Raw genomic sequence first — 11,954 nt, forward strand, 5'->3', positions numbered from 1 at the left:
TTCGAGAGCTAACGAAATGACAATAAAAAAAGGGCTGAAAACAAAGTAATGTTTCAGCCCTTTTTTATTATGAATTATAATTAATATTAAAGAGAATTTATATAAGCCAATAAATTTTCACGCTCTGTTGCGGATAATTTTTTGTATTTTTCTTTAGCATTCTGTGCTTCTCCGCCATGCCATAAAATTGCTTCTTCAACATTTCTGGCTCTTCCGTCATGCAGTAAATTGGTATGTCCGTTTACAATTTTAATAAGTCCGATTCCCCACAAAGCAGGTGTTTTCCATTCAGATCCTGTGGCTTTAAAATCCGGTGAATTATCGGCAAGACCTTGTCCCATATCATGCAATAATAAATCAGTAAACGGACGAATAGTCTGATTGCGTAATATTGTTATCGGATGTGTATTACTGGTTTGAATTTTCGGAATATGACAGCTTGTACATTGAATAGTTTCAAATGTTTTTTTGCCTTGGAGTACATTTTGATCCGTATAATTACGACGCGCAGGAACGGCAAGTGTGCTGGAATAAAGTACCATTCTGTCTAAATTAATATCTGTAATTTCTGGAGTTCCACCATTTGGAATTGTGCTTAAATCAAGTCCCGTAGGCCCACTTTCGTTAGGAAACATGCTTGAAGTAATTCCCATATCACCAATTAGGGCAGAAGAGACTTGTTGTTTTATATTGGGTTGATTCGCTTTCCAGCCAAAACGTCCCAATTTTATTGAATTTGAAGCAAAATCATAAACATAATTTGGTCTTCCGGAAATTCCATCTTTATTAGCATCATTTTCATCGGCAAAACCTAATATTGTACTTTCAGAAATAGCTTCAAGAAGTCCCAAACCAATAATCTGATTGGCAACTCGCGGTGAAATTAGCAAAGATGACGCTAGCGGACCGTAACCCAAATTGTTTATTGTATAAATTGGTTTTTGCAATACAACAGAAGTTCCATCAGCAAATGTTTCCGTTATTGGCTGATAACTTATGGTGTAAAGACCTTCGGCAGACTGTCCTAAAATGGCATGATCTTGTAATTGATTTCCGTAAACCGGATCAGGAAAACCAATTCCGTTTGCATCTTGTCCGGCAATATTTAATCGCAAAAGTAATCCGGCTCTGTCTTCTCCATCAAAAGCAGGTGGTCTTCCGCGGCCGTCTTTAAAGTGGCAGCTTGAGCAGGAATGTGCATTAAAAAAAGGTCCTAAACCATCACGCGCAGTAGTAGATGAAGGTGCAGAAACCCAGCTTTGTCTAAAAAAAGAATTTCCAACCCCAAAATCAGATTGTTGCTCAAAAGTAAGTGCAGGCGCAAAAAAACCGAAAGCTTCTTCACTGGTATTAAAAACAGTTGTTTCTCCGCCGGAAAGCTGTTCACCTTCTTCCGCAGTTAAAGGAACATAAGAATCTGAATCATCGCTGTTGTCACTGCATCCCTGAAGACCGAAACAAACCGAAATAAGCAAAAAAGCAATTAAATTTTTCATTGTATAATACAGAAAAAGTGTTCTGCAAAAGAACACTTTTTATTTTAATTTTTTATCAGAACTGGTTAAGATTAGCCGTTAACGATAACGCCAATTTTTACAGCACCAGCCAATAAATTCGCTCCGGAATTTAATAATTGCTGTACTGCTACTTTTACTTTTGCACCTTCCGTAGAAGTTGGTCCGCCTGAAATTGCTAAATCAAATGGAATCAAAATTGCAGCAACTTTTGTTGTAGAAGACTCTAAAGATGCTTTTGTATCATTATAAGTTGCAACATCAGCCTGTTGTACTAAATCTTCTAAAGAAGGTCCGTCAATTGTACCGTATTTTCCTTGATAAACATTGATAACTCCTTGTAAATTAAGAGCAATATCTCTGTGTGTATTATCACTGAAACAAGAATGCTCATCTTCCTGATTTGCATTTTCTACTGCAGTATTCATACGTTCAATTGGTAATTCAGCTGAAATTAAAGTTGTAATTCCTAAATAAATATTTTTAATTGCGTCATTTTCAGACAAAGCAAGGAATTTAGTTCTGTATACACCGCCAACTTTCCATTGGTCTACTAAATAGCTTAAATTATCAGTTAGTAAATCGGTACAAAATTTAAGGTAATCGCCACGACGTTTTTGGTTAGCAGCTGTTCCGCCTACAACATAATCTGTGTAAGGTCTTTGTCCAGGCAGTTTTGCAGATGGCGCAGTAAGATCCTGACCCCATAATAAAAACTCAATTGCGTGATATCCTACACTTACATTTAATTCATCTTCGTCAAGCGCATTTTCATCTGCCAAAAGTTGTTTGCTTAAAGTAGGAAAATCTGTTGTGTTGTTAATAATTCCCGCATTTGAGCTTCCCTCTACATAATCAATAAAGTTTTCATCCAGCGGCCATGAATTCATCAGTCCTTCAGGACCATTATCGTCTCCGTCAATTGGTCCGTTGGCAAAACGAAATGCTTCGGTAGTACCATAACTTTCTCTTGATGTTTTCCAAGCTGTTTTTGCCGCAGTAAAATTAGCATCTGTTGGAGTAGCAGTAAAAGTATTTATTGCAGTTTCTAAAGCTACGGCATCGTCATAAGCTTTTTTGTAATTAGCATAAACGATGTCTGCATAATTTGCGATAACTTCTTTTTTGGTAACAACTTTTTCTTCATTGTTATTATTGTCATCATTATTGCAGGCAAAGAATGCCATAGCAACAAACAGGATAGCGCCTGCTTTTAAATATAGATTTTTCATTAAGGTTTATTTAGAATCGTTAAACATAGCAAATATATGTAATTCGTTGCTATACTTTATCTAAAGACTATAATATTTTTAGAATTAAGCTAATCTTAAGAATGTAACAATGTAGTGCGCTAAAAATAGTGTTACTTATTTATAATTTTACTCAGGTCAAACATTGGCGCATACATTGAGACCATAATAACGCCCACAAATAATCAAAAATTAATATTCACAAATTAAAAAAGAGGCTTCCCAAAGCCTCTTTTTTTAGTAATGTTTTCCATTTTCTTTACCATTTTCTATTTTCATTTTGGTCTGCATTATCGAGATGTTCATTACATTAATTAATGACTCAAACCGTTTTGTTAGGGAAATTTATTTTATAATTATTGTCATATTTGAAACAAGAACATCGGCGCCGTCGTTGCCACTATAACGCTGAAGATAAAAGTCAACATAATCATTGGTATTTAATTCAATGGAGGCATTAATTGGAAGGGTGATAATGTCACTTGCAGCATTTCCTCTGCCATAAAATTTAAATTGCGGTACTGCTACGCCATTTTTATATAAGTGAACAATATAAGTCCCTGCTGATGGAACCTGAAAATTTACAGCTCCTGAAACCTGAAAGATTCTTTTCTTTTTACCAACATATTTTAACCTGTTATAAGTTGCATCAGTCGAAAATCGAAATAAATTGCTGGATATAGTAGGAATTGATGCTGCATATATTCGTAAGTTGGTACTTGGAGTTCCGGCACTCATATTAAGTGGTATAGCACCGCCTGTTTCTGCATCCATAGAAAAATCGCCGGTTGCATTTGTATCTGCTTCATTCGGAATCCCTGCGGCTCTAACTGTCCAGGAATTACTAAAATTATAGCCTGTGTAAGTGGCAGCCGGCGCATATGGTTTAACATAATTTGCAGCTGTAGCACCAGTAAAAACTACAGATTCTAAAACAGCATCACCACTAATGGCAAGACCGGCAGTAGAAACATCGAGACCATATGCTCCGGGACCTACATTAGAGAAACCTCCCTGCTTTTCTATCAGAGTAAAAGTTCCTGTAAATTTTTCGTATGTACCGGCATTATTGACAAACCATGCCTGATTACTCAATAGTAATTGACCTATATTATTGTAGGTTATACCATTTGTATTTCCTGAAAAATTAACAATACTCAAAAAAACTAATCCATAACCTGATATAGTTCCAATATTTGTTGCATTTGCAATGATAGTATCTCTAAGTAAGAATGTTGAGGTAGAGGCTGCGGCATTTAAATTAAAAACAGTTGCGCCCGGTGCTAAAATGGTAACACTTCTAATACTGCCGCCCGTGTTTCCGTCAAAAAGAATTCCTGATGTTTTATAAATAATATCTTCATTGGCATCTAAACCCTGAATATAGGCATTATTGATGTCTATAGGAAAATTAAAAGAGACTGTACCATTAATTTCATACAATGTATTCGAAGTCAAAACATATTTAGCACCGCCGCCGGCAGCAAGTTCTGTGGCAAGTACAACGGCTAAATTATCAGTTGATCTTATACGCTTAAAATTTAATCTTGAAGTTCCGCCGCTATTAATAGCGACCCAGGCCGCCGCACTGTAGTAATAAAATAATTTTAAATCGGTATCATAAACAATCAATCCTTCAGTGGGTGTAACTATAGCGATTCTTTGAGCAGTTGTCATACGTGGAGTAAGCATACCCTGAGTAGTAGAAACGATATCTAAAACTGAACTTGCATTTGGTGTAACAGTTCCAATACCAACTTGTGCATTCCCCAGAATTGTTATAAAAAAGAACAGTAACAGCAGTATGGTTTTAGTATTTTTTGGGGTAGATGTAGTTACCATAATTTCTAATATTAATTAATTGAAGATTTGAAATGTTTTTGTGCTAATAGCTTGTAATTAAAGACTAATTGCTATTTGATAAAATTTGAGATAATAATTTTTTGGGTAATTTTTATATTTTCATCTGTAAGGAATGTTGCGATGTACATTCCGGAACTTATTCCCGAAGTTGAAAAAGTATAATTTTGCTCGACTCCTAAATTTTCTTTAGAAATTACTGCTCTTCCAAGAATATCATAGAGCACAAATGATTTTACTATTACATTGTTTGGATTCAACGCTTTTAAGAACTGGTTTTTATTATCCTGAAAAATAAAGAAATCAGTTTTTATCTCATCATTTATTCCTAAGGTTTCATTGGTAAAACTTATTTTAAAGCGTTCCGTATAAGTTCCGGGAGCGACTTCGACTTCGTATGTGCTATTTTTAATATCGTGATAAGACATATTTAGCGAATCGTAGATGTAAATATTTTGCGATTCATCGAAATCTGCAGTTTCAGATATATAGAATTTAAAAACGGTACTTGTAGCCGCTTTTACCGAAAGTGGAATTTTTTTAGAAAAATCCAAAGTAACGCCTTGAATAACATAATTTCCATTTTCAATCCAGAATGACACATCATTAGGCAGATCATCATCCATATTTTTAGCATCAACACCTCTGTCGATGCCGTCAGTTGCATCAGCAACAAAAGCCAGTGCAAGCTGTCTTGTAAACTCTTTGTTTATTATAGTGTTTAATTTTAAATAAATGAGTGCAGAAGGAGGTACGGGAGGACCATCTTCATTATCATTTGATTTTGCACTTAGGTTTCTTGCCGGTTTTTCGAATTGGGATAAACCGCTATTTTCTTTGTAAAATACACGATGAGAATTTTTAAATGTTACGAAACCGTTCGAAGTGCCATTTATCAAAAAACCCTGCCCAATAGGAAGGTATTTTCTTGCTACTACAGGACTTGTTCCTGTTGGAGGATTATTATTTACCGTTCCGTCACCGTTGTATGATCTAAATGTCGCAGCTACATAAACGCCGTTAGATAGCATATCAATAGGAGAATATGCGGCATAACCGCCTCTGTAAGCAGATAGAAAATGAGAGTTAACATTTTTGTCCTGCTGCCAAAAATAAGCGATACCGGTTGCCGAAGTATTTGCAGGATCTAAAAGAAAAGCGTTTAAATGCAGTGCAGACGGATATGGATTACCTGTTAATGTTGCTGCATCATTAGAACCAACAGCCACACTGATATTTCCATCGTTGGGTTTTCCTCTAAAATCATATCTTTGTGCACCAATGCCTGGGTTATTTACAATTCCGGTTCCTTCCGGGTCAGTGTTGTCAGAACCGCTGGTTCCCTTCATTGTAAATCCTTCTCCCGGTGCAATTGCAGAGGTACTTCCCACTTGTACCCACTGCGAATAGTTATTTGCATTTATTAATTTATAAATCCAATGTGATGCAATAGTTAGCGGATTGGCTGATCCATTGTAACTGCCAATAGGTAATATCACAGCAGTAGAAGATACCGTTGAAGTCGCAGGCTGATAAAGTTGTGTAATTCCAAAATTATTATTGACAGAAGTTGCAATATTGCGCCCAACGGGAGAGCACCAATAATTATAATCAAAATTATCAGAAGTTCCTTCCTGATAAATCGATATAATTCCTGTTCCGGTGTTTGAAGTAAGCCCTGTTGTACCTTGTACTAATTGAGAATTGTTTCTTAAATAAAGGTTTGAATTTGATGCTAAATTTATATTCTTTCCTACGTACAGTACCTGATTTTTTACATAGACCGGTGTATTGGCACCGATTGATACCTGGGCAAAGTTTTGAAAAGAAATTAAAAGAGATAATAATAGTAAAGTTTTTTTCATATTTCTTTTGGTTTAATCATTACATTAAAACGCGTACAAGCTGTTTATGAATTGAAAAGGTGCATCTACTTTTTCTTGAATATAGTATAACCCCCAAATAGAATACCGGCCGTAAATAATACAAAAATCATAGAGTTAATAGGTACTGCTACAGGATCATCGGGTAAGCCCGGCGGAGGAGGATTTGATGAAAAAACGGCAATTGGTATAAGTAAAATCAAACATGAAGCTAGTTTTTTCATTATTTTAAATAAGAATTAATGTGGGGATTTTTATTAATTATATTTTTTGCTTACTAACTTATAGCGTAGTTATTACTTTGGTTAGTGAACATTTGTCGTGTGCAAATTAAGAGGAAGGGTTTTTAAATTAAAAGGGAGAAGTAATAAGTGCCTTTTATTAGGCATAACCGTTTATTAGAAATCAGCAGGTTATTTTAAAAGATTATGATGAGAATTGAAATTTCATCATCAAAAAAAGAGAGGTTTTTACATTTTATTAAAAATTCTGTCAAGAAATTCTTTGGTGATCGGTTTAACATGAAAAGAGACAACATTTTTGTTATTGCTAGATCGATCGATGTCTTCGTTGTCAATCGTTGAGGATATAACATACACTTTTGTATAATTTTTTAAGGAATCCGGCAGTTTATCAAACGCTTCCAGAAATTCGAATCCTGACATAAGAGGCATGTATATATCTACAAATATTATTTGAGGTAACTCAGAAATAGTATCCTGATTATGCTGAAGATATTTTATAGCTTCTTCGGCTGTGGTATGTAGTAATACTTTATTTCCAAAATTGTTTTGAGTAATCATACGTGATGCAATATAGAGGTCAATCATATTATCATCAATAATCATCACGGTCTCAAATTTTGCCGGTTCTTCTGTGCTCATGGTTTCAAATTTTTTAATGTGATAATAAATGTCGTTCCTATACCTTTTTCTGATTGTATTTCTATCGAACCCTGCAATAGTTCTATGGCATCTTTCACGATATATAAGCCGATACCCGAACCGGCTTTTTTACCTGAAATTCGAAAAAACATATCATATATTTTTTGATGATATTCAGGATCGATCCCAATCCCGTTATCGGCGATAGTAATTTGGAGGTGCTCATGGCCTGAATTTCCAGTTATCTTTATATATCTTCCGGCTGCTTCTTTCTTATGGTATTTTATTGCGTTAGAAATAATATTCTCTAAAATGGTATTAAACCGAAGCCTGTCTGTATAAAAGGTATGTTCTTCTTTAACTTCAATTTCATATTGTATTCCTTTCGAATCTCTCATACTTTGAAGCGAATCTACCGTATTGCGTATTGACTCATTAACCGAAATTTTTTCCACATCCAGACCTGTTCGGTTGTTTCGTGAGTAGTTTAAAATATTTTTAATAAAATCATCCAGGCGATTGACGCTAGCCCGTATCATTTTAACGTGTTTAAGGGTATCTTTTTCCTGGGTTTCTGTTTCAATAAATGAAAGCAGACCCAAAATAGAGGTTAGGGGAGAACGTAAATCATGAGATACACTGTATACAAATTTATCCAGTTCAGAATTGGTTTTGATAAGTTCTCTGTTTCTTTTTTCGAGATTTATTTCTGCTTTTGTGCGATCTGAAATATCATTCGAAAGAATTAATCTGGCAGGTGATCCTTCATAGACAATATCATGCGCAATAATTTCAACAGGAAAAATAGTTCCATCTTTTTTTACATGATTCCATTTTCCTCTATTGTAATTTGATTTGTTAATATGTGAAGTATTACTGAATGTAATGAATAGATTTTTATCATCGTTTGGTCTTATATCTACCGCAGTCATCGAAAGAAATTCTTCGTGGCTATAACCATACTGCATAATAGACATTTTATTTACATCCAGAAATTTAAAAGTCATTAAATCGATAATCCACATTGGCATTGGATTGTTATCAAAGAGGTATCTGTATTTTTTTTCACTTTTTTTCAGCTCTTTTTGTGCCAGTTTCGTTTCTGTAATATCAACAAGAACAATAACGCTTCCGGTTATCTTACCTTCAGCATTTCGAACATGAACAGGGTATGGCAATACATTACGCTTATCTCCGTTGGGGCGTTCGATAATTATTTCCTTACCAACACTTGATTCATCTTCAGTAAGTGCTGTCGCAAGCGAACATACACTTAGGGGGTCGCGATTATTTTTACTATTGTATTTATTCCATGAATAGTGCCATAAATCTTCTCCTATTTCAGGTTCTCTCCCCCATAAAATAGCGGCAGCCTTATTATAAATTAATATACGTCCGTCACAATCGCATGAATAAGTAGCAATAGGAAGTTTGTGGATAAGATCCTTATACATTTTTTCCCGATCTTCAATCTTTTTTCGAGATAAAACCTGTTCTGTAACGTCATTAGCAAAGAAAAGAATACCATCAATATTGTTATCGACATCCCTGTGGGCTTGATAAATGAAATTTAAATAAGTATCAACTATTCCTTTTCCGCAACGATCAAATTTTATTAGCTTTTCATTAGCATAAAACGTTTCACCCGTTTTATAGACAGTATCTAAAATTTCAAAAATCCCTTGTGTTTCAAGTTCAGGCAATACTTCTTTTAAGGTTTTTCCAATAATATCCTTTTTATCGATTAATTGCAGATAAAGTTTATTTGCCAATTCATAGACATGATTAGGACCTTTTAAAATCCCCATACATGAAGGTGCCTGAGAATATAAATTATAGAACCGGCGTTTTTCAACTTCAAAAGCTTTTTGAATGTTTTTTTTCTCATTAACGTATACATCAATGCTGTCTTTTTGTTTATCAGATACTTTTGGTAATCGTGAGTTTGTAATGTTTGATGTATTGTCTGTATTAATGTTTTCGTATCCGTTTATCTGGTACGTTTTGCATTCTTTTTTAATGTGTTCCAGAGCGCATTTAACCTTTTTAGATAAAGTAGTAATGTTCTCTTTTAATACTAAGTCGGTCACTCCGGTTTTTATTAATTTTATGGCTTCTTCAACATCTATGTTTGCTGCAATAAAAATAAAAGGTGTTTGCGGAGCAAGTCTTTGTTTTACATTAAAAAGTGTCATTCCGTCGAAGGATGGAAAAACATAATTAGAAAGAATAAGGTCAGGTTTAAAATTATGAATTGCCGCTTCATAATCGTTCACCGAGTGAACAATGCTCACAATACAATCAATGTTGCCAATTTTCAACTCGTTTTCGATTGACTTGATAGCAGCAGCGTCTTGCTCAACAATTAGTATTTTTGTTTTCATAGCGATTATTCCGTCTGTATTACTTAGAATTAAATTAAAATAGCAATTTGTTTATTCTTTAAGTTTAATAAATTTGTTAAAGTCATCTTGCCGTCTTTTAGCGATTGATATAATTGCTCCATTAGAAAGTTCACAGAAATAGCCGTCTTTTTTTGAAATTTTAGCGATATGTCGAAGATTGATAATGTAGGAATGATGTATTCTGAAAAAATAACTGTTGTCGAGTATATTACTATACTCTCCCAAATTTCTGCTTGACATTATTTTACTGCCATTTGTAAGAACAAAAATGGTGTATTTTCCATCTGCCTTGCAAAAAACAATATCTGCCATTGGTATTAGTTCTATTTTTTCTAAGGATGCAACAGCAACATAATCATTTGATTGATTTACAGAGTTTAGCATATTAATGCTGTTTATTTTTTGATTTTGATAAGAGCGTTCCATTTCTCTTATTTTAATTACTTTGTAAACAGCTAAAATTATCGCATTAAAATCAATGGGTTTCAATAAAAAATCAATGGCATTGTGCTTAAATGCTTTGATTGCAAAATCTTTTTGATCTGATATAAATACCAGTTTTGGAATACTGAATTTTAATTGTTCCAGCATTTCAAAAAAAAGATCATCCTGTAGCAGCATATCAAGAAAAATAACATCCGGTTTTTTTGATTTTATAATCATTGTCCCCTCAGTAATACATTCTGCATCTCCAATTATTTCCATAATCATAGAATTCTCTTCGGCAAATTTTCTTAAAATTAGCAGAGTTTCTTTTTCTTCTGATATGATAATGGCATTAATGGGAGTCATAGTTTTTCTAGTGTTTTGTTGACGCAACTGGTGATTTAATAATAAGGATGTTTTATAATGTGCTGATTTGTAATTATTTAATTTGCTAATTATTACTGCATTATAAAATATAATTTACAGAAACATAACTAATACTTTAAACGATCCGGAGCGATTTTTAATGAAAGGTAATAAGTGTGCTCAATTAAGTATAAGTGGGTAAAATTGATCGTATTTGTTATATGGATATTTTTTTATATCCGACTGGTTTAAAAATACAAAACTGCTTAGATTCTTATTTGACTATTATTTTGTAGTAATTATAATCAAAATATAAGGCGTGGAAATTGTTCGAGGTTATAAAGATAAAAGCTATATAGCATAATATTGTTATATCATTATGGTTTTAAATATTATGATTAACAGTTAATTATGTAATTTTTGTATTTGAAATGAAATTTTTGTTCTGTTTTTACATGTTGAAAAACCAAACTAAATAAAAATTTGGCATTCCCATATTTTGATTTAATTCGCATTAACAAATATTTAACAAAGTCACTATATGCTTCCAGATATACAAAATCTTCATAACGTTTGGCAGTCTAATAGCACAGTTGAAAGTACAAATGCGAAAATATCTTTCAATGAACTTACCAACTCCATCATGAGTACAGGTCCATTTTCGTTTTATATAATAGATTTTTACGATATTTTGCTCTCATATATTAGTCCGTCTTTATATGAAATGCATGGATTTAATCCGGAAGATTTAACGTTTGATGATATATTAGGTGCAATCATCCTGATGATATTGATTTTGTACTAAAATCAGAAGCCCTTTTGATTAATTTTTTTATAAAAATATTGGACGTGAAAAGTTATTGACTTATAAAATAAGTTATAGCATAGAGGAAAATATAAAATTTATACGCACCAAATATAGGAGACTAATGTTTGGAATTCATTATCAGGAAAACTAATAGTTATTTTTTAGTGTGTGATGCTTTAATACGAAGATTTATCTATAAAAGAATCATTTTTGCACAATTTTATAAATATAAAATCTAAATGAAGATCTATATATAAATCTATATAGATATATTGGTATATGTATAGAAACCTATAGAAATCTATATAGATATATGAGGTTAACTATAGAAATCAGTATTTTTTTTATAATTTATTGATTTATAGGTATATGATTACATATGTAAAATTTAAAATTTATCTTTGGTTCAAGCCGATCAATGCTTGAAGCAGGGAAGCCTTTAGTTCAACTAAAGGCTTCCCCTTCTTTTAGAGGGCTTTTTAAAAACAATTTTATTGCTTATTTGATTCAACGCAAATGCTTATATTGTTCTGTTAAATTTTCGATACCAATTTAATA

Annotated in this window: 8 protein-coding genes; 1 reads left to right on the forward strand and 7 read right to left on the reverse strand. The window is 33.2% G+C overall.

Annotated elements, in window-relative coordinates:
- Positions 1-86: 86 nt before the first annotated feature.
- From OLM54_RS00365 to OLM54_RS00395, 7 genes are all read right to left on the reverse strand, one after another.
- Positions 87-1,496, reverse strand: a complete 1,410-nt coding sequence (locus OLM54_RS00365; RefSeq protein WP_264536642.1) for a di-heme oxidoredictase family protein — start codon at positions 1,494-1,496, stop codon at positions 87-89.
- A 71-nt stretch (positions 1,497-1,567) separates the two neighbouring features.
- Positions 1,568-2,746 carry an imelysin family protein gene (locus tag OLM54_RS00370; RefSeq protein ID WP_264536643.1) on the reverse strand — a complete coding sequence of 393 codons (1,179 nt, stop codon included), beginning with the start codon at positions 2,744-2,746 and terminating at the stop codon, positions 1,568-1,570.
- 363 nt (positions 2,747-3,109) lie between these two features.
- Positions 3,110-4,606 carry a hypothetical protein gene (locus tag OLM54_RS00375; RefSeq protein ID WP_264536644.1) on the reverse strand — a complete coding sequence of 499 codons (1,497 nt, stop codon included), beginning with the start codon at positions 4,604-4,606 and terminating at the stop codon, positions 3,110-3,112.
- Positions 4,607-4,677: 71 nt separating this feature from the next.
- On the reverse strand, positions 4,678-6,489 hold the full coding sequence (locus OLM54_RS00380) for a T9SS type A sorting domain-containing protein (RefSeq protein WP_264536645.1): 1,812 nt from the start codon (positions 6,487-6,489) through the stop codon (positions 4,678-4,680).
- 488 nt (positions 6,490-6,977) lie between these two features.
- Positions 6,978-7,391 carry a two-component system response regulator gene (locus tag OLM54_RS00385; RefSeq protein WP_264536646.1) on the reverse strand — a complete coding sequence of 138 codons (414 nt, stop codon included), beginning with the start codon at positions 7,389-7,391 and terminating at the stop codon, positions 6,978-6,980.
- The gene (locus tag OLM54_RS00390; protein ID WP_264536647.1) at positions 7,388-9,775 is read right to left on the reverse strand and encodes a PAS domain S-box protein; all 2,388 of its coding nucleotides are present in this window, start codon (positions 9,773-9,775) and stop codon (positions 7,388-7,390) included. Before OLM54_RS00390 ends, OLM54_RS00385 begins: the two co-directional genes overlap by 4 nt.
- A gap of 51 nt (positions 9,776-9,826) precedes the next feature.
- Positions 9,827-10,615 (reverse strand): LytR/AlgR family response regulator transcription factor, encoded by a 789-nt coding sequence (locus OLM54_RS00395; protein WP_264536648.1) that lies wholly within the window; start codon positions 10,613-10,615, stop codon positions 9,827-9,829.
- 514 nt (positions 10,616-11,129) lie between these two features.
- Here OLM54_RS00395 and OLM54_RS00400 point away from each other — a divergent pair.
- Complete coding sequence (locus OLM54_RS00400) at positions 11,130-11,393, forward strand: hypothetical protein (protein ID WP_264536649.1); 264 nt, start codon at positions 11,130-11,132, stop codon at positions 11,391-11,393.
- Positions 11,394-11,954: the final 561 nt, after the last annotated feature.

Origin of the sequence: Flavobacterium sp. N1736 (assembly GCF_025947065.1) — a bacterium.
GTDB lineage: Bacteria > Bacteroidota > Bacteroidia > Flavobacteriales > Flavobacteriaceae > Flavobacterium.